This window comes from Sutcliffiella deserti (assembly GCF_020037475.1).
GTDB classification, from domain to species: Bacteria; Bacillota; Bacilli; order Bacillales; family Bacillaceae_I; genus Sutcliffiella_A; species Sutcliffiella_A deserti.
Genome location: NZ_JAIQDB010000002.1, coordinates 133,064 through 153,342, shown reverse-complemented (window position 1 = coordinate 153,342; position 20,279 = coordinate 133,064). Strand labels below are relative to the sequence as shown.

General features: G+C 37.9%; 17 protein-coding genes. 12 read left to right on the top strand and 5 right to left on the bottom strand.

The window, feature by feature from the left end; genetic code table 11:
* Positions 1-221 precede the first annotated feature (221 nt).
* On the bottom strand, positions 222-365 hold the full coding sequence (locus K9B36_RS06160) for a hypothetical protein (protein ID WP_223701150.1): 144 nt from the start codon (positions 363-365) through the stop codon (positions 222-224).
* Positions 366-504: 139 nt separating this feature from the next.
* A complete protein-coding gene (locus K9B36_RS06155; protein ID WP_223701149.1) occupies positions 505-1,812 on the bottom strand; it encodes a hypothetical protein in 1,308 nt (435 codons plus the stop codon).
* 355 nt (positions 1,813-2,167) lie between these two features.
* Between K9B36_RS06155 and K9B36_RS06150 the strand changes: the two genes are divergently transcribed.
* The gene (locus tag K9B36_RS06150; protein WP_223701148.1) at positions 2,168-3,346 is read left to right on the top strand and encodes a DUF58 domain-containing protein; all 1,179 of its coding nucleotides are present in this window, start codon (positions 2,168-2,170) and stop codon (positions 3,344-3,346) included.
* Positions 3,321-4,511, top strand: a complete 1,191-nt coding sequence (locus K9B36_RS06145; protein WP_223701147.1) for a hypothetical protein — start codon at positions 3,321-3,323, stop codon at positions 4,509-4,511. Before K9B36_RS06150 ends, K9B36_RS06145 begins: the two co-directional genes overlap by 26 nt.
* A 208-nt stretch (positions 4,512-4,719) precedes the next feature.
* Here the strand turns inward: K9B36_RS06145 and rbsK are convergent, their stop codons facing one another.
* Together rbsK and galE are read right to left on the bottom strand one after the other, a co-directional pair.
* Positions 4,720-5,649 (bottom strand): ribokinase, encoded by a 930-nt coding sequence (gene rbsK, locus K9B36_RS06140; protein ID WP_399201439.1) that lies wholly within the window; start codon positions 5,647-5,649, stop codon positions 4,720-4,722.
* A 267-nt stretch (positions 5,650-5,916) separates the two neighbouring features.
* Positions 5,917-6,948 (bottom strand): UDP-glucose 4-epimerase GalE, encoded by a 1,032-nt coding sequence (galE, locus tag K9B36_RS06135; RefSeq protein ID WP_223701145.1) that lies wholly within the window; start codon positions 6,946-6,948, stop codon positions 5,917-5,919.
* Positions 6,949-7,430: 482 nt separating this feature from the next.
* Here galE and K9B36_RS06130 point away from each other — a divergent pair, with 482 nt between their 5' ends.
* The 9 genes from K9B36_RS06130 to K9B36_RS06090 all read left to right on the top strand — a co-directional run bounded on the left by K9B36_RS06130 (position 7,431) and on the right by K9B36_RS06090 (position 17,703).
* Positions 7,431-8,156 (top strand): YveK family protein, encoded by a 726-nt coding sequence (locus tag K9B36_RS06130; protein WP_223701144.1) that lies wholly within the window; start codon positions 7,431-7,433, stop codon positions 8,154-8,156.
* Entirely contained in the window at positions 8,149-8,778 is a 630-nt protein-coding gene (locus K9B36_RS06125) for a CpsD/CapB family tyrosine-protein kinase (protein ID WP_223701143.1), read from the top strand. The genes K9B36_RS06130 and K9B36_RS06125 overlap by 8 nt, the downstream gene beginning before the upstream one ends.
* 36 nt (positions 8,779-8,814) lie before the next feature.
* Positions 8,815-10,284 carry an oligosaccharide flippase family protein gene (locus K9B36_RS06120; protein WP_223701142.1) on the top strand — a complete coding sequence of 490 codons (1,470 nt, stop codon included), beginning with the start codon at positions 8,815-8,817 and terminating at the stop codon, positions 10,282-10,284.
* Entirely contained in the window at positions 10,277-11,524 is a 1,248-nt protein-coding gene (locus K9B36_RS06115; RefSeq protein ID WP_223701141.1) for an O-antigen ligase family protein, read from the top strand. Before K9B36_RS06120 ends, K9B36_RS06115 begins: the two co-directional genes overlap by 8 nt.
* 18 nt (positions 11,525-11,542) lie before the next feature.
* Positions 11,543-12,661, top strand: coding sequence for a glycosyltransferase family 4 protein (locus K9B36_RS06110; RefSeq protein ID WP_223701140.1), 1,119 nt, complete (start codon positions 11,543-11,545; stop codon positions 12,659-12,661).
* A complete protein-coding gene (locus tag K9B36_RS06105) occupies positions 12,651-14,321 on the top strand; it encodes a glucosamine inositolphosphorylceramide transferase family protein (RefSeq protein ID WP_223701139.1) in 1,671 nt (556 codons plus the stop codon). The genes K9B36_RS06110 and K9B36_RS06105 overlap by 11 nt, the downstream gene beginning before the upstream one ends.
* Positions 14,322-14,420: 99 nt before the next feature.
* Complete coding sequence (locus K9B36_RS06100) at positions 14,421-15,788, top strand: sugar transferase (protein WP_223701138.1); 1,368 nt, start codon at positions 14,421-14,423, stop codon at positions 15,786-15,788.
* 41 nt (positions 15,789-15,829) lie between these two features.
* On the top strand, positions 15,830-16,603 hold the full coding sequence (locus K9B36_RS06095) for a glycosyltransferase family 2 protein (protein ID WP_223701137.1): 774 nt from the start codon (positions 15,830-15,832) through the stop codon (positions 16,601-16,603).
* Between the two features lie 29 nt (positions 16,604-16,632).
* Entirely contained in the window at positions 16,633-17,703 is a 1,071-nt protein-coding gene (locus K9B36_RS06090) for an acyltransferase family protein (RefSeq protein WP_223701136.1), read from the top strand.
* Positions 17,704-17,970: 267 nt separating this feature from the next.
* Here K9B36_RS06090 and K9B36_RS06085 read toward each other — a convergent pair whose 3' ends face one another.
* The gene (locus K9B36_RS06085; RefSeq protein WP_223701135.1) at positions 17,971-18,432 is read right to left on the bottom strand and encodes a hypothetical protein; all 462 of its coding nucleotides are present in this window, start codon (positions 18,430-18,432) and stop codon (positions 17,971-17,973) included.
* Between the two features lie 647 nt (positions 18,433-19,079).
* On the opposite strand from K9B36_RS06085, the gene K9B36_RS06080 reads away from it, so the two are divergent.
* Complete coding sequence (locus K9B36_RS06080) at positions 19,080-19,967, top strand: amidohydrolase family protein (protein ID WP_223701134.1); 888 nt, start codon at positions 19,080-19,082, stop codon at positions 19,965-19,967.
* Positions 19,968-20,279 lie beyond the last annotated feature (312 nt).

Below are 20,279 nucleotides of genomic sequence, written 5' to 3'. Positions count from 1 at the left end.
ACATAATCATATGCTTTAGTATATGCAAGGAGCGTGGGGGAGGCTTGGGCGGGGTTGGGTCAAGGGGACAGGTACAGTGTCCCATCTGTACTTTAAATCACTAAAATATTTACTTCATAACATAGCATCTACCTAAAAAAAATGGGTTCTGTTTTAAAGTATCAAACTTTAAGACAGAACCCATTTAAGGTTCTCCTTCCTAGGAAACCAATCTAAACTGTCTATGCTAGTTGGGATAGTTCATCATAACGTTGAGTTACCCCTTCTATCGCCCTATTCGCTTCCACCGCCGTTGCATAAGTTTGTTCTACGCCGGCTGCAGATATCTCGGAACTAGATGCAATTTCTTCAATCGACGAACTCATTTCTTGGCTACTCCCCGACATGGAAGACATCATGGGCTTCATAAGTGATAGTTGGTAGGACGTTACTCTACCGACTATCGACATCAACATTCAGAATATTATTACTACAGAAGCGGAAGAACCGTCCCCTCGCTTCCCCTCAATCCTCTTTTACCACAATATCTTCAACAAAAGCTACACTGCCCTGACCCGGTACATATTCCTGTGCAATGACCCGGGCTGTGACCATGATTTCCAGTGATTCCTCTGTGCTTAGTCGCTCGAAGATAGCAGGATATTTTTGGCGGTGAAGGATGAGAGTCCAGCCCTCAAGAGTCCTCGAGTAGTATACTGGCTGATCCCCAAATGGGTCTTCCACGATCCGGATTCCGAAATAGTCATCTTCCAACTCTTCATATCCAATCGGGATATAACCTAACTCTCCGGTACCTTCTACAAGAAAAGGTTCACCAGAATGTGCGTACTTATCGTACAACACGTCTAGGCTTGTTAAGGATATGCCTCTTTCACTCATATAAGCCTTTGCGCGCTCTGAGGGCAATTCGAACTTTTCTGGCAGCGGTTCATATTCAGCATCTTTGCCAATTGCTGCAAGATCTGTTGCCGAAGCAAACCGTTCCACGGGCATCGTAGCAGTAACGGTTACATCTACCACTCCTTTTAGAGCTTGTTCATATAGCTCACGATATTTCTCTCTGTCTAAAGCGACACTCCAAAGCTGCTCATACTCGACACTTACGTCTCTTAATTCTAAGACAAAATGAGTGGGCTCTAAATCTCTGTATTCTGAATTCATACGGGCATACGTCACAAGCTGCGCAACTCCACTTAAGGCAAACGGCTGGTCTGACATACCCTCTTTATCGAACACAACATCCTTTGCTGTCAGCTCAACCGAATGTTCTTTCATATAGCCTTTCAGCTCATTATCCAGCTGTTGCTCATCCGCCCTGCTTTCTGTAAAAAAGATTTCTTCCGCCATTGCCATGTGGTTTTGACCTGTTTCAAAATACTCAGCAGGTATAGAGGCTTCAGCGTAAATATCAACAATACCTTTCTTCAACTCTTGGAAAAGTTCCGAAAAATTCTCTCTAGGTACATACAAATACCAGGTCACTTCCTCATTAACAACCTTCATTACAAAATGAGTCGCTTCTAGATCCTTGTAACCATAATTATAGTAACGGGTCAGCATAGCCTTCCCCTTTAACGCAAACCGCTCACCAATATACTCTTCTTCACCATAATTGGGAATATCCTCCCCCTTTATATCCAGCCTCCTTTCTTCCATAAATCTATCAAAAGTGTACTCCTCTTTAAGAGCGGATTTTTCGCGAACCTCCTCCTCCTTCTCCTCCTGTGGCGGAGATACTTCCTCCTGATTCACTGTTGGAGAACAAGCTGCCAAAAGCATTAATGTCATCAGTAAAAGAAACCCTTGCTTCACAATATGTACGTCCCTTCTTTAAGTATTTCCTGCGCTCTGTTCTTTTTAGCATAACATAGGAGGATAACGGATTGGTTACAGAAGTGGACCAGAGGGCTGTCGCCTTGGTCTTTGGTTTTTCTCCCTCGAGATTTTTGTAAAATAAAGGTATGCTAGTAATGGAAGGAGTATACACATGGGTAAACCAACCCAAGAGCCAACTATATCTTCAAGGTTTTTAAGATACAAAAAAGGAGTACCTCCCCAAATAGTCGAAATGAGTAGTTACCACAAAGTCTATTAATTATAATTTGCAGAATATTATAACCAAAGAAGCGAAGGAACCGCTCCCTCGCTTCCAAAAGCAGGTGAAACAATGAAGGGTTGGAACAGGCAAATAAATATTAAAAGAGAGACTTCTTTATTATTAGGTGTAGCTTTTTTTATTTTTGCAGGAAGTTTATTCGTAAATAGCAATTTGCTGACTTTTATTACCTGTCTCTATTTAACGTTTTATATGATGAATTATTTTTATTTAGATAAAGTAGGAAACCATCTCTATATTTCTTTTAAAGATAAAAAGGCGAAAATTTTTGCAGGAGAAGAAAGTACCCTCACCTTAATCATTGAGCAACGTAGTTTTCTTCCGATTTTCTTAGGGCGAGCAAGAATAGGAATCTCAAAAAATATTGAGTTTTTAAACGGAGATAATAGGCGAATCCATATGAATCAAATTGATATCCCGTTCTCTCTATTATGGAAGAAAGAAATAAGGATTGAGATCCCGTACACGGCTATCAGCCGGGGTACAGCTGTTATTCCACTAATCGATATTGATATATTCCACTTTTGGGGATTAGGAAAGGTTAGTTTTTCTAAAGAGTCCTTTGATTATGAAGTCATTGTTTATCCTAATAAAGCAGTGGTATTAGAAATGGAAAAGTTACTTCCTAAAAAAAGCGGACATTCCCCTCATCTATTCTCTCTGTATGAAGACAATACAAGGGTTCTAAGTTCAAGAGACTATGTTAATGGAGATTCGTTTAATCGAGTGCATTGGAAATCAACAGCAAAATTAAATAAACTTCAGACAAAAATTCATGAAAAAACTTCGCAATTATCGTTGTTATTTGTCATAGATGTTCATTCCAATAACTTAGAAAGCTGCTTAGAAGGTATTTATTATATAATCTCTCACACTTTTAAACACAATATATCTTTTTCTATTATGACTAATGTGAAGAAACAAGGTAAGCCCTTATATTTAGTCTTACCGCCCGGCAATGGGAAAAAACAAATCCAACTTGCACTATTGTTTTTAGCCAAAATTACTTCCAATAGCGTTACGCTTAATCACTCTGTATTCATGAAAATGATTCATCAACAGTCCACAAACTTTACACATCTAGTGCTTTGTCTTGAAAAACCTTGGATTGAAGGGTTGGTCATACACCCTAGTTTATCTGGTTATTTTCTCCATAGCTTAAATGATGCAATACAATTAGAAACAATAAAAAGGAATGGAACTTATGCAGCAGAAAATATGGCGCAGTAGTGTAAATATTATTTTAGAGTTGAATTTTTTATTTTTTTTCCTGGCATTCTTTTATAGCAATGACTTTCCTCCTGTTAGCCTGATTTTAAGCCTTGCTCTTTTCTCCTTTTTAATGTACTTTGCACTAAGTTATGTGATTAAAGGTAGAATCTATTTAGTATTTGTCATTGTCTCTATTTTACTATCCGCCATTGCCTACCTGTTTGGATTCACGACCATTCTTTCCGTTTTTTTAGGTGTATGCATTAGTTGGCGCTGCTACGAAATAATCATTAAAGAAAATTTCATTTCAAGTTATATTTTTCTTATGTTTTCGATGATTTATATGTTTACCGTCATTTTAATTATGCATGTTAATAGCTCTGCTCATTTGGAAAAAGTACTGGTCTTATTTGTAGCGCAGCTTTTCGTAATAATCTGCTTAAAGGTTGGGGATACATGGTTATTAATAGGTGACAAAATTATAAAAAGAAAATTATTATTTATTTCAGCTACTTTGTTCTTTCCATTCGTTCTTTTAGCTATCTTTCTTTTCACTGTAGGAAAATGGCTGATCTTAAGCTTATACTATATCGTGGTAACTGCATTTGCTTATATCGGCTTTTTATTTATTAAACCCTTACTATTTGTCCTTAACCTACTCAAAAATTCTAGTAACTTAATAGATAAACTGGAAAGTCCCCCTGCTATCGACGCCCCCCCACACCTATCAACATTAGGTAAGGAGGAAACTTTGTCAGCCCTCCCGATCTCATGGGCCCTTATTCTATTTTTCATTGTCCTATTCGCTCTCTTTACATATTCAATCCTATTTTTCTTTCAGCGGAATGATAAGAACTCAACGTTATTTGATGAAGGAACTAAACTCCCAAAAATTAAAGTAAAAAAGAGTGCAGATAGTATCTCAAAAGCGCATAATTTCCAACGCCTTCAAGAGGTGAGGAGGTTAATGTATGCTTTTGAACTGGATTCAAGGAAGATTAGTCGGGGGCGTGCTCCTTTTGAAACATTAGAAGAATGGCTAAAGAGAGAGAAGATTTATGTACCTGAATTCTATAGCACTTATACAAAATTACGTTACGGTGATATGGATCTTTCAAATGAAGATATTGCACTCTTTAAAGTCCACCTGAACAATGTAAAAGCTACTCTTGGGGAGAAGTAGCTATGAATCTAGAAAAACAAGCCGTTGAAGTAATTTAACTTCATGGCTTGTTTTTTGTATGTGATCCATTATAACTCTAAAAGGGAGTACCTACCCAAATAGTCGAAATGAGTTGTTACCCCACAGTCTATCGACTATAATTTACAAAATATTTAACTAAAGAAGCGGAGGAACCGTCCCCATGCTCCATGCCTCAGTCAGCACTTCCCTAAGTTCCCCACAACTCCTTCACTTCCTCCAAATAAGGCATTGCTAGCGCTGTACCATTTTTAGTGACAGAAAGTGCTGCCACTGCATTAGCAAGGCTGCAGGCTTTTTCTATTGGTTTGCCTTCTGCGATGAAGTGGGCAAATCCGCCATTGAAGGCGTCTCCTGCTCCAGTAGTATCGACAGCTTGGACTTGGTAGCCTGGTATGATTTTACCGGCATTTTCCCCTTGTTGCATAAGGTAGCAGCCTTGTTTACCAAGAGTGATGATCACGGTGTTTATGCCTTTTGCTAATAGTATTTGTGCAGCTTTTCTGGCTGAGTCTTCGTCAGTCACTTCTTTGCCTGTTAAGAGTCCTGCTTCTGTTTCGTTAGGTGTAATGTAGTTTACTTTTGCCAAAAGTTCATCTGATATCTTCTGGTAAGGTGCCGGGTTTAGAATAATTGGTTTTGAAAGCTTATGTGCAAGATTGATAGTGGTACGAATGGCCGCCATGGAGGTTTCCAGCTGGAGCAGAATGATATCCGCTTCACGAAAGGCTGCTTCGGCTTTTTCCACTTCTTCTTCTGTGATGGTACCGCACGCTCCAAGAGAGACGATAATCATGTTTTCCCCTGAGTCATCCACTGCAATGAGGGCTGCACCGGTAGATTCGTCTTCTACTTGGTTGATGAAGCCTGAATGGATGCCTTCTATTTTGAAATGATGGAGGGCTTCGTCACCGAATAAGTCTTTTCCCACCTTGGTGACCATTGTAACTTCGGCGCCCAAGCGGACGGCGGCCACTGCCTGGTTTCCCCCTTTACCGCCAGGACCCATCCTAAATGGGCCACCGAGCACAGTTTCTCCTGGTTTAGGCATGTGAGGGGTTCTTGCCGCTAAGTCCACGACATAGCTTCCCACTACTACTATTTTTGACAATGTGATCACCTACCGAGTTTTAATTTTCTTCTGTTACCATGTTCCAGTGTTTCTATCTTTCAACTGTCATACGTTACAAATTTTTATCATCTTGTAACAAATAAACATCTCTAACAAGAATAGCATATTTATTATCTACTAAATAATCAATTACATTATGCACCCAGGGAGAGCAACTGGTATTCAAAAATTTTGCATTTAGAGGATCTCTCAAAAAAATACCCACCACTATTTGTGATGGGTAAAAAGGACAATCTTAATCTATCAATTGAGTTACTAAAAAAGCATGAGAACCTTCTTCGTGTTCTCCCCATGTTTTCGATAAGTTTTCTCGAAATTCCAAGCATCTCGACACATTGCAACTATATTACGTGTAGCTGTCCAGCCAAGCTCCCTTTCCGCTTTCGAAGCATCGGCATAACATGAAGCAATATCCCCTGGCCTACGAGCTGCTATTTCATAAGGAATTTTTATACCATTAGCTTCTTCAAAAGCTTTCACTAACTTAAGTACGCTAGTACCCTGACCAGTTCCCAAGTTATAAACATGAGCACCTTCCTTGAGATTATTTAACGCTGCGACATGCCCTTCTGCTAGGTCTAATACATGAATATAGTCTCTTACACCGGTTCCATCTATAGTTGGATAGTCGTTCCCAAAAACTCGTAGCTTTTCAAGTTTCCCTTTAGCAACCTGGGTAACATAAGGCATAAGGTTATTAGGAATACCATTAGGTGCTTCACCTATTAAGCCACTTTCATGGGCACCAACAGGATTAAAATATCGAAGCAAAGCAACTGAAAATACTGGATATGCTTTGGCAATATCAGTAAGAATCCTTTCACACATAGCCTTTGTTTCACCGTAAGGATTTGTTGTTGGTAAAAGCTTCATATCTTCAATAAAGGGGGCTTTATTATCTCCATATACGGTTGCTGAAGAACTGAAGACAAATCGTTTAACCCCATATTTCTGACAAGCTCTAGCAAGTACCATCGTGCTGACAATATTATTGTAATAATAAACTAGTGGTTTTTCTACAGATTCTCCTACTGCCTTCAATCCGGCAAAATGAATAATTCCATCAATTTCGTGCTGATTAAAAATTTCTTCAACAGCATAATCACTCGTCACTTCAAGCTGATAGAATGTTAATTCTTTGCCTGTTATTTGGTTGATTCTATTTTTAGTTTCTTCTTTACTATTACACAAATTATCGGCCACTATTACGTTATAACCTGCTTCCAATAAAGCCACACATGTATGTGAACCAATATACCCCAACCCGCCTGTTACTAAAATGTTCATTAAAAGCCTCCCTTTCCAAGTTGTCTTCAACAACAATGAACCAAGTACTTTTCAGTGGTCTAAACCTGTTCCTATGTCCCTTCAATTTTTATAGTGTAACTTTTTTAATAATTTTAATTATTAGTTTTCTTTTCTTAAAAATAACTAATAGTGAACCAGGTAACTGGCCGAACTGTCCCTATTGTCTTCTGCTCTTTCTAATCTTTTTCTCTAGTCTTTTTTTGTTTTTCAAAAAAATGTTAGAATTTGTGTTATTTCAGAAGGAAGTGTAGTATACTCAAATAAATAATTCTTTATAAAGAACAATAACAGAGAAAAAGGGAGGAGTAAATTGTAAAATACAAATGAATTATAATTTTTTTTAGCGTAACGTTCTTTATAGTGAATATTTGTTTATGGATATGCATCATAGACATAGATAGGAATATGGTTGATTTATGTGGATTCCAGTGAGTCCGATCAAATGTTTTAGGAGGAATATTGTGGACGATAGAATGAATCTGAAAAACTTTATTCAAGTATTAAAACGGAGATTCAAAACGATTTTAGTAACAATCCTTTGCCTTTTTATACTCACATCTCTAACTTCCATATTCATTATAAAACCGACCTATGAATCCACTTCGACCATACTTGTCGGAAAGCTGGAGAGAGAGGTAGCGGCACAGGGAGAAATCAATATGCTTCTTGCCTCGACAATGGACTTATTGAAAAGTCCCATTGTATTGAATGAAGTAAAAAAGGAAATGAACATTACAACAGACCTTGAGAAAGAGGTTTCCTTACAAAATAATAAGAACTCCCAGATCATCAATGTGATTGTGAGAGATCACGATCCCGAAATCGCAAAAGAAATTGCCAGCAGCATCTCTTCAACAGCAGTGACGTTCATGAAGGAATCCTTCAATGTAGCTGATATTCAAGTGTTGAACGCAACGGAGATAGAGCCTGAAGTGATAGGCAGTCTTACTTTAAACCTGGGAATTGGGTTTGTAGTCAGTGCCTTCTTAGGCGTAGGTATGGCAATGCTTCGGGAAGATCTTGATGATGGCATCAAACATTCTAAAGAAGTGGAAGAGATAATAGGTATTCCAGTTCTGGGAACAATCAATTTAAAGCAGAAAATGCGAATCCCTTTAGTAGTGGGTGAAAGAGGCCAAACCAGAAAAGTAGGGAAATCGAAAAGTAGGGGGGAATTACGTGTTTAATAACAGATGGGCCAAAAAATTATCACTGAAGGAGAACATGGTAAGTACAGATCAGATTAGAATTATCCGCACTAATATTGAAGAAGAATTGCGGAAGGACAGTATATTCCTGACAATAACTTCTCCCAATCTGGAAGATCAGAAGGCAATAATTTCTGCTAAACTGGCAATCTCTTTTGCTGAATTGGGAAAGAAGGTACTTTTGGTAGATGCAAATTTAAGGAGGCCCTCCCTTCATAAGTATTTCAATATAAACAATTCCAGTGGTTTGGTGGATGTCATTAAGGAAAAAGGGAGTATTAATTTATACGCTGTAATGACTTCAACACCCGGTCTTTCCCTACTGCCGTCAGGGTTATCAAGAGAGAACGTTTCCAATATCGGTCTCCTAAATAGAGCGGAAGAGCTGATGACGGATTGGAACCAATCCTTCGATGTAATCATACTTGATGCTCCCTCTTTCTTAGAATCATCCGACGCCCAAGTATTATCGAGAAGATGTGATGGAGTCGTCCTTGTGATAAAAGAGCACAGTACTAAAAAGGCTGATGCACTTCAAACAAAACACTTTCTTGAAAGATCGAACAAAAAAATTGTAGGTGTGATCTATCAAACAGCTTAGCTGCAGGGAAGCTGTGACCATAAGGAGCATACTTAGATGAAACAAAGTAAAGGCAACTCCATCTCCACCAATATCTTTCACTTGTTCTACAGCACAGCCCTTACTAGTGTTTTGAATGCAGGGGCACTAATTATACTCGCTTACTACCTGCAATCCTATCATTATGGATTATTCAGTGTTGTATTAGCGTTGGCGATGATTATGGCATATTTCACGGATGCAGGATTATCTGGGATCGTGCTGAGGGAAGGTTCAGTAAAAGAGGCTGACGTTTCTGCTGTCATTTCCTCCTATATCAAAATGCGCGCAGGATTATTAATAGTTACTTTTGCTCTAGGTTTTCTGTTGATAGAAGTTCTTCATGGCAATAATGAAGAATTAATACGGACCGCTTACTTTCTTGTACTTCCCATGGTTACTGGTGTTGCCATGCAAACGATTGGCATCACTTATTTTCAATTAAAGGAAAAGATGCAATATTGCGGACTGATCCGTATTATTTCAGCTCTATGTCTAGTCGGTTCCATAATTATCGGTATGCTCCTATCCCTGAGTCCTGTAACCATCTCCTTCCTATATGGTTGTTCTTACTTGGCAGCCGGGGTGCTCGGGATAGTGATGCTTATGAAAAATATGAAAATAACTCTGAGAAGCAAGTTCCATAGAGGACTGCTACAGAATCTTGGTTCATTCACCCTTGGAGGACTATTATTTGTCATAATGCCCCACTTAGGTCCTCTCGTTCTGGAAAGAACGCTTACTTTGCAGGAAGTTGGTTTATTTGCTGTTGCATACCGGATTCCGCAAGCTCTGCAACAGATTCCTTTCATTGTAGCTGGGGCCTATAATCCGGTACTATTCCGGCATTTTAATCACCAACGAATGAAAGAACACCTTTCCCTATTGATATCTCAGACCAAAATCATGGCTTTGATAGGCATGGTAATGACTATTCCTTTTTACTATTTGTCAGAGACCATTATTGGCCTATTGTTTGGGGAGAATTGGCTGGAAGCGACCTTGCCTTTGAAAATCCTTTCCATTCTGTTAACTCTACAAGCAGTAAATATATCTCTGGCAGATGGATTGACAACTAGTGCCCGTCAACTTTATCGCACTTCTGTCCAATTGGTCGCAGTGATTATAGGGATTTTTCTTTATATATTTTATAGCAATCAATTTGGCTTAATTGGAGCTGCCTTTGCAGGAATCACCATTGAACTTATTACACTTATTGGGTTTTGGTTATTTACAGCAGAAAAAGAGTTTGTGGCTAGAAAAGTATTAGTGCCCTACTTGACCATATTTTTTGTATCACTTGTCCTTTTCGAGTATTTCTTGCAACCATATCCACTCCTTGGCGGGATGCTGCATCTTGCTAGTTTATTTTCCTTTCTCTTTCTGGATAAAGACTTGAAAGAGAAATTGAAGCCTTTTGTGAAAATAGCACTTCAAAAGAAATGGAAGAAGCAACATGAAAATGAAAGGGGGATAGAAAATGGATAGTAGTCTTTATATAAAACCTCAACGGTACCAGTTCACAATTTTTTTTATGATAGTTCTTGTTACTTTGGGAAGATATAGTATTCCATTAGGCTTTTCCTTAAAGCCGTATATGATTTTTCTATTATTATTCATTTTTATTCATCTATCTTCTTTCTATTTTCAGCGCCTGCAATCTTTTGAGGTAGCAATGCTACTCTTTTATTTCTTCTATTGCTATTCAGGAGCTTTTGCTTTACACCCTGAATCAAGTCTAAGAATAATATTCGGCATCACACTTTATTTAACATGTTATTTCATCATGAAGTCCATACTGAGCTATTCCAATTCCAAAGTAATCGAAAAGGGAATATCCAATGCAGGAATTATCTTCAACGCAGCAAGTCTCATCTTCTACATATTAGGCGTTAGAAGTGCCAGCGTTGAAATGGATAGTGGGAGGATAATAGATTACGGGGTAATGGTAGATCGGAACTACCCCAGGCTAATCGGGCTATTGGAGGACCCTAACTTTTTTGTATTCTATAATACTATCTTTTTTGCTTACTATCTATGTCATCAACATAATTGGAAGAATAGATTAGGGTTAATTTTATGTATCGCAGCCAACCTTCTTACTTTATCAAGGGGGGGCTTTGTGGCCTTGGTAATTATGTTTGCCGTTTACCTAGTATTGAACAAACCGTATAAACAGATGAAGATTCTAGTTGGTTCCGTTCTTTCGCTAAGTCTTCTGGCATACATCGTCATCGTTCAACTGAAATTTGACATGTTGGGAATGATTAATTCAAGGTTTGAAGATTTTTCAACTGATGGCGGAAGCGGCAGGTTTGAATTATGGGGAAGGGCATGGAGTTTCTTTTCCGACAATATGATTTTTGGAATAGGAGCCTTTAATTTTTCCGACTACAATCTTTTTCGTCATAATGATACGCTGACGGTCCATAATACATTTCTGGATATTTTGTCTGAATCTGGGCTTGTAGGTATTTCCTTTTTCCTGATATTTATTTTCCTAATTTTCATCCAGTTATGGAAATTCAATGTTCACCGGGAAAAACAATATCTTTTCTTAACCTATATCGGTTTTGTCATCCAGATGATGTTTTTATCTGTCATTATCAATGATATGTTTTTTGTGTATCTTGCTATTTTATCTACCTATCTCCATTCCATTCAACAAGAAAAGTACAATAAAAAACAATTAGAAACGTATCCCATCTTGAAGAAACTCATCAGTTAGTTATAGGAGGTGTGAAGAATGAATGTACTACTAGTAACAGATAAGCTGATCATGGGTGGTGCGGAAAATTATTTTTGCAAATTGGAGAATGAGCTATCCCATCCGGACTTCAGCTTCTACTATGCTGCTGCTCCTGGAGAACTTTACAGAAACATTCAGGAGAAACAAAGATTTACCTTTCTGCATAAAAAAAACCACATCCTGAATCTGCGGATATTATGGAAATTGATGACGACAAAGAATATAAAAATCTATCATGCAAACAGTTTGAGAATGGTATTCTATGCTGTTGTTTTAAGTTGTTTCATCAAGAGTAAGTTCAGCATTGTTTATACAAAGCATAATGTGACTTTGCTGGAAAAATACTTTCCTTATTTATTTAGAAAGTTTCTTAATAAGTACACAAGTAAAATCATCACCGTAAGTGATTTTGAAAAATATCAGTTAATTAATCATGGAATTGAAAGCAGAAAAATATGTACAGTCTACAATGGTGTTGATCTCAAGAGGTTTGAATATCAGCATAAAAAGAACCTCCCTCAGAAAAAAGTCGGAATACTCGCACGGATTTCAAAGGAAAAGAATCATGACTTCTTTTTAGAGGTGGCCGATGCTTGCCGCAATCATCCCAATATAACTTTTCACATTGCAGGGGATGGGCCGGATTTTCATGCGTTGCAGCTACAGAGAGATAAAATGGGCTTGCAGGAAAAGGTACAGATGCTGGGAGGAGTTAATACCCCTGAAGAGTTTCTGAGGGATATGGACATTCTTTTAGTTACATCGCACAGAGAGGTTTTCCCCATGGTGGTTCTTGAAGCGATGTCAGTAGGTACACCTATCATATCCATTGATAAAGGCGGAATAAATGAAGCGATTGATAATGGCGAAAGTGGTTACTTGATCTCTGAACATTCCAAAGAAGAGTTTTGTAACAAAATAGAGTATTTGCTTGCCAATGAGTTGAAAAGACTGCAGCTAGTCAAAGAAGCACGAACAAAAGTGGAGTCGAACTTCTCCTTAAAAAGAATGATAGAATGCACATTGGCAGTATATCTAAAAGTCACTGGAGAGAAAATTGGCAGCCAAACAAAAGAACGCTCTATGGTTAAGGATGTGCTGAACAGTGATAGGTAAAAGTAAAATGATCCGCTTTGCTATAACCATGGAAGGAAATCTTCTGGAACAATGGAAAGTGGATTGTATCAAACTATTAATGAACATACCGGAAGTGAAGCTTGCCATGATAGTGGAAGTTCCGAAAAATCCTGTTGTGAAAAAGCAGTCCCCGCTGTACAGGATGTATCAGTCGTTTGTCGGATTGAGAAGCAGCTTGCTTAAGAGCGTTCCACTACCAGATAATTTTGATAAGATTCACAAGATTCATTGCTCAAACTTAGCAGACCTCAAAAACCCCTACAGTAAAGAAGATGTGGACTTCATAAAGGGGATGGACCTCGATTTTATTCTTCACTTAGGAGAAACAGGGATTGAGGATGAACTCCTTAATGTGACCAGATATGGTGTTTGGACATTCCGGTATGGTCAAAGCGGATGGCTCCCGCAAGTACCTGGGGGCTGGTTGGAAATAAGAAATAATGAACCTGTCACAGAGGTTGGCCTTTATCGATTAACTGGTAATCCTCAGGAAGGAATTGCTTGCAGGAAAGGATATTTCGCCACTGTTTGCCATTCTTTTCGAAAAAACAAAGAAATGCTGTGTCAATCTATAGTAAATTGGCCCGCTCTTGTATGCAAAGAAATTCTTGATTACCCAATTCATCAGGATGAGAGCATCCAAGTATTTTCAACAACGAAATCAGACTATGATACTCTTACTTCCACAACTGAAACAGCCAAATTTATTGCAACTACTTGGAAACATAAAGCCCGGAATTTGTATAAGAAGCTATTCTGTTATGAGTTTTGGAATGTTGGTATTGTGCATAAGCCAATCCAAACCTTTCTAGACGAACAGCATCCCATTATTGAATGGTTAGTCCCAAAGAATAAATGCTATTTTGCTGATCCATTCGGATTGAAAGATGAAGACGGTATTCATATTCTAATGGAAGAAGTTGACCATAAAGTGGTCAAGGGCTATATTTCCGGGGTCAGTATGAAAAGAGAAACCGGAAAAGATGCTCAATACTGGAGTCGTTCTGTGCTGAGACTCGAAAGCCATATGTCTTATCCGTATTTATTGGAGTATGCGGGGGAAGTGTACTGTATTCCCGAAACATCCGAAGCAAGGGAAGTTGCGGTATATAAGAAGAGAAATGGAAAATGGATGAAACATAAAACGCTCCTTGAGAATTTTGCTGCTGTAGATTCCACTATCATTCATCATGGAGCTTACTGGTGGTTATTTTGTACAAAAGCAGATTCAAGCCCACAAAGTGATAACAATGAGCTGCACATCTATTATGCAAAAGAATTATTTGGAGATTGGAATCCACATCATTCGAATCCTGTAAAAGTGGATATTCGTTCAAGCAGACCAGCAGGAACCCCATTTATACATGAAAATCAAATAATCCGCCCAGCACAAGATTGTTCAAAAACCTATGGTGGGAGAATTGTGCTTAATAAGGTCATCACCCTGACGATTGATAAGTTCGAGGAAGTTGTAGTTTCTCCTGTGGAGCCTAGAGAAGATAGCATGTATCCGGATGGTGTCCATACTATTTCATCGATCGGTGAAATTACCGTGTTGGATGGAAAGAAAGTTGACTACAGCCTGTTTCACCTTTTCAGAAAGCTCTACAAATACAAGCCGGTGAAGGAAGTGTTATAAGGAAATATTCTTGTCTTCTTGTTCATTATTAAGAACATAAAACAACTTTGGAAGAACAGTTTTTAGATAATACCGAATGCAAAGAAAGGAGTTAAGTAAATGAGTACCCATATCAGTAAACGTGTTGAGAAAACTCTATTAATTGGGTTGGATGTAACCTTATTATATTTTGGATATTTCCTTACTGCATGGTTCTTTCATCAATTAACCAGTTTTGAGGCAAACTATAATTATATCTTTATGCTAACGACATTATGTATCATTACCTTTTACTTATTCGACCTGTATTCAGATTGGAAGAGGAAAAGCTCGAGTAATCTATTATTTACTATTTTCCTTGCCATGATAGTTTTCACATTTTCAACTTGGATGTTTACATTCTTTTTTTCGACGTTTGGGGAGGCAGGTGTATTATTGACTGCTTCGTTTCTTCAATTCTTTTTAATAGTACTTGCAAGAATAAGTCTGTGGAATTTCAGCAAGCTCAAATATGGGAAGCAAAATGTATTAGTAGTGTCAAAATCTAGTATCGATGGACAAAAGGTGGCAGAAAAATTTCGTCATCATCATCAAGGCTGGTTTCAAGTAATGGATATTATCACGATCCACAACAAAGCCTCAATAAAAAAGTATCTAGGGCAAATTGATGTGGTGGTTATCAGCCCTGAGGTGCCAAGAAATATACAAACTAGTATTACTAATTTGTGTGTGGGGCATGGGAAGGAAGTAATGATTATTCCCGAGATGTTTGAGTTTGTAATGAGGGACGCTCAAATGCAGCAGGTGGACGATATGATGGTGTTTTCGATACCTTCCACCAAGATGAATGGTATCTACCAATTCTTTAAGCGAAGTATGGATATTGTATTTTCCATCAGTTTGCTGCTGCTTTTAAGTCCTATTTTACTGGGATTGTATTTTCTGATTCCTGCTACATCAAAAGGACCTGCTTTCTTTCGACAGGAAAGAATCGGCAAGGATGGAAAACCTTTTTATATTTTAAAATTCAGGAGTATGATCGAAAATGCCGAAAAAATTACCGGGCCAGTATTGGCTTTGGAAAAGGATCCGAGAATCACACCTCTAGGTAGGAGAATCCGGGCTCTTAGGCTAGATGAGCTGCCACAATTGCTGAATGTCTTAAAAGGAGAAATGAGCCTTATCGGACCAAGGCCTGAAAGATCTTATTTTATCAAGCAATTTAAAAAAGAGGTTCCTGAATACGTGGAACGATTTACAGTAAAACCGGGAATTACCGGTCTTGCCCAGGTAAATGCATACTATAGTACGACTGTGGAGGATAAGCTTCGATACGATCTGATGTATGTCAGAAACTGCTCCATTATTCTCGACTTGAAAATACTATTGCAGACAATCCGGGTTGTGCTTCAACAAAAGCAGGCAATGGGTGTCACAGTGGAACCTGAAGCGAGTTACAGTGGTATTACGATAGCAAAGCATAATTGATGTGACTTAGAGTCATAAAATTTAGAGGAAGAGGGATTGAAATGAAAACAAATTCAGAGGATTTAGTTTCTATAATCACCCCAACCTACAATGCATCTAAGTATATACTTGATACCGTATGTTCTGTCCAAGCTCAAACTCACACAAATTGGGAAATGATTATCGTGGATGATTGTTCCAAAGATGATACTAAGGATATCATTCGTGAAGTGATGAAGGGCGATTCCAGAATTAAGCTTATTGAATTGGTCGAAAACGCTGGTCCAGCCCATGCCAGAAATGTTGCCATTAATGCATCGGGAGGGGAGTATATCGCATTTCTGGATAGTGATGACTTGTGGCATCCATGCAAGCTGGAACGGCAATTGGCTTTCATGAGGAAACACAACAGCTCCTTCTCTTATACCGCCTATCGTATTATGAAAGAGGACGGAGAAAGGACGGATGTGGTTTTTCCAACCACCCCATCCCTAACCTATAACAACTTGCTGATGAATACGGCAATCGGAACCTTGACAGTCGTTCTGAATAAGAAGAAACTGGGCCACTTTCAAATGCAATTGTTCAGAGACTGTTCAGAAGATTACGGCCTTTGGCTTTCCATCTTGAACAAAGGGGTTACCGCGCATGGATTGAACGAAGAGCTGGCTGTTTACCGCAAATGTGCAAACTCTTTATCTAGCAATAAAATCAAATCAGCTAAAAAGACATGGAACACCTACCGAAAAATTGAAAAGAAGAATATTGTTGCATCTTTCTGGTATTTAATGAATTATTCCTTCCATGCCGTCAAAAAGCATTCCAGAACAATTTAGATTCACGTACCACTGAAGGAGGATTAGAGTTGGCTGTACCAGAGATAAGTAGAAAACTTTCCATATTACAAGTAGCTAGAGTTTGTGCCATTTTGCTTGTTGTGATCAGTCATATAAATGTGTTATTCTACCGAAATTTCGAATATGATTGGCTTGGATTGGGGCGTTGGGATAGACTTGGCGGGGTAGACTTCTTTTTTGTGGTCACTGGGTTTATGATTTATTACATTTACCATCGTCATTTTGGGGTAAAAGGAATGGCTAGAGATTTCCTTTTAAAAAGGGTTATTCGAATCTTTCCGTTATATTGGCTTTTCACTTTAATCCTATTAGGAGTGGCCATATTATTTCCGATGTTACATGTTCCATACAGCTGGGATCAAATCTGGAAATCAATGATTCTTTTCCCTTCCCAGCCCATTCTTACTTCCGCTTGGTCTATGAGTCACGTGATTTTTTTCTATTTAATGTTCACCCTTGTTTTAGTAAAGCCGAATATCTTTAAACCTATTATTGGTATATGGGTGCTTACCACCATTTTGTTAAAATCAGATCTGTTTATTCAATGGGAAACGTTTTTCTTTAGTTTTTCCACATTGGAAATAGTAGCTGGCACGTTAATCGCCTATGTGTCTCTGCGCTATAATATGAAGGAATACGCTAGTATGTTTCTTGCTGTTGGTGTCCTTGGATATGTAGGAATATGGCTGAATAATTTCTTTAATTGGTTTTCTTTCTACTCTCCTATCTTGTATTGTTTTTTTGCTCTAATAATAGTTTTGGGCATATCAATCAAAGATCGCACAGAACGCAAAATCCCACCGAGTCTTATTTTCTTAGGTGATGCCTCCTACTCTATTTATATAGCACATGGACCGTTCCTCATTTTTTACATGCTATTGTTCCGAGAAACACTTCTTATCAATTTTCTTGGATATACGTTGTCGATGGTAATTATCACCGTTTTGACGATAATATCTTGTTGCTTCGTCTATGTTTGGATTGAAAAGCCTATGAATGGCTATTTAAGAAAGGTAATGATCAAGAAGAAGAAAAAAGATACGGTAATTGTGAGCGTTCAGACTTGGAAGGGAGCTTGATAGGTATTATGGAGCCACGTCCTACTAAAAGCAGGAGTACTTTCTGTGGTACCTTTAGTTTAGAGCGTATGGAATCCTAACTCGAACATTTCTAATAAGATCACTTTGATGATTGTTATTTTCAAATATGGATCACAAATAGATTAGCGTTGCTGCTCTGCATGCAGCAACGCTAATCTATTTGTTCTGATCTTTAAGGGAAGCACTAGATGATGAATCTAGTATGCTTTCAACGCGCTAAACAGGTGTGAGCACCTTCCCTCAGTATTAATTTCCTGTACTGTAAGAGGCTGCAACAATTTGTTCAAATAGCGTTTGTAATTCTGGCCTTTCAAAGTCATACGTAGAAAGAATTTCATTATGCAGTACCATATGGATGCTATCGAATTCATCACTCCTAAATCTCCACCAAGAGCCTTTCGCTGTCTCTCCTTGATTAAAATATTTAAGTTTTTGTTCCGGATTAATTACTGGTTTTATATTTTCCTGCTCAAAATAACCCTTTGGAAAGTCAATATATAAACCAAGTCCTTTTTTCTTAGGAAATATGTATCCAATTTTGTATTTACTTTCCCCACGTTGTGGTTTAAGACTATCTTTCCATGGAACAGGTCGGTTGGATTTAATTAGAAGACCATTGTCCTTTCTATTAGTTTCTTCTACTGAACACCCCTCTATTTGATGAAACAGTTGCCTAAGTTTTACACACTGTTGATTAACTATATCCATTAAATTTCATTCCCTTCTATATTACGATTTTGCTTTAACCAACTATATTCTTAATAAGAATTCTGTAATTTCCCTAGTTTAAATTTCCTATATTAAATAATAGTTCGCTATATTATTCCTATTTCCTTTAATATGGTAAATATCTTAAAGATTAAATTGTATTCTCTATTCCTCTTCCATTTCTCTACTTATATCAAAGACTGCCAGATTACGAATATGAATATTACACACTGCAAACTCTAATGAACCAGCAGGATTTAGCACTAAAAAGTGAATCTCCCATTCTTCTTTGTTCGTTGTGATAACTAAGCAAAGCAAGAATGGCCTAAGTCAGATGTGGCGGCGGTTTTTTTAAGCCCATTTGCGCGACCCTCCTCCCTCTTTCACCAACAAAAATATATGGAGTATTTTGGAATTATATTAGATAATGAGTACTATACATCATTGCAAGTAGGTGGAATGATTGACAGATTCTTTTATTGTGGAGTTTTGGCGCAGGTTGTTTCATGTGTTGAGGTATAAGGTATGTGTTGTTCCAGTATGTGAGGCTGATTCCGGGGCTCCGGGGGTCTCATGGAAGCAGAGAACTGTCACCTGCTTCCACAATTAGCTAAACTTTTAACAAGAAAGGAAGACTGAGATTACAAATGATTATTGATTGCCATTTCCATGTTGATGAAACGATGTTAACTCTAGAAAAAATGATAGAAGAGATGGATAAAAACAATGTTGAGAAAACCGTATTAATACCGCCTTTAAATGAAACCATGTATGAAAAAGAAAGTACCTACCAGGATAATCTACATCGCTTATTCCGATTTTTAATCATGAATTTCCCCAAAATAGGATTTAAGATTTATGACGGATTAGTTAAAGATGGTTACTTTAAAGTTAATGGAAGCTTTAGAATTTTTACCGAGCCAAATAATGACATTGTAGCAAATGCGATAAAACGCTATCCTGATCGTTTTCTAGGCTGGGCGGCCATTAACCCAACTGTTCCAGAATCTGTGGAGACGTTGGAAACATACCTTAACCTCCCTGGATTTGTTGGCGTAAAAGCCCATCCATTTATGCATAAATATAGTATTAAAGAACTCGATTCCATTGGAGCCTTATGCCAAAAAAGAGACATCCCCATGATTATTCATCTATCTTCAGAAGCAGATTCCTACAAATACTTACCAGACAACTATCCAAATCTCAAAGTTATTTATGCTCATGCAGGACTTCCTTTTTGGAAAAGCCTGTGGCAGTACGCAATGGAAAAACCCAATGTTTATGTAGACACTTCAAGTGATTACCTTACACCATCAATCGTGAGAAATGTAGTTCAGGAACTTGGATATCGAAAAGTATTATATGGGTGCGATGGACCATATGGAATGAAAAAGTTTAATGAGTACGATTACTCGGATAAAAAGAGCTGGGTTGATTCTTTAGACATTCCTGAAGAACATAAGGAATTTATTCTAGGAAAGAATTTTATGAACTTAATAAAAAGTACAGACCTGGCCTTCATACAAAACGGATAATTCACAAGAATATAATGTTCAAGAAGCATGTGCTAGACTATTGCAAGCTCTTATACCTTTGTTATGGTAGAAGATTCGTAGAATGGTGCTTACCACTCCTCTGAAATTGTCTAATTCTTAGGTATTATTCTTGGAATTAGCTTTGATATTTTCATTTTAAAAATCAAAAAGGTAATGGGTATACGTAGGCAGCAAAAAGAGGAAATACAGCTATTCTGGTGAATTATAAAGTATTAGAAAAATATTACATGTAGGTGTTGAAATGCAAACAATAACGAAAATGACGAAGAGGCCCTGGGTTCTTTGGGTTTT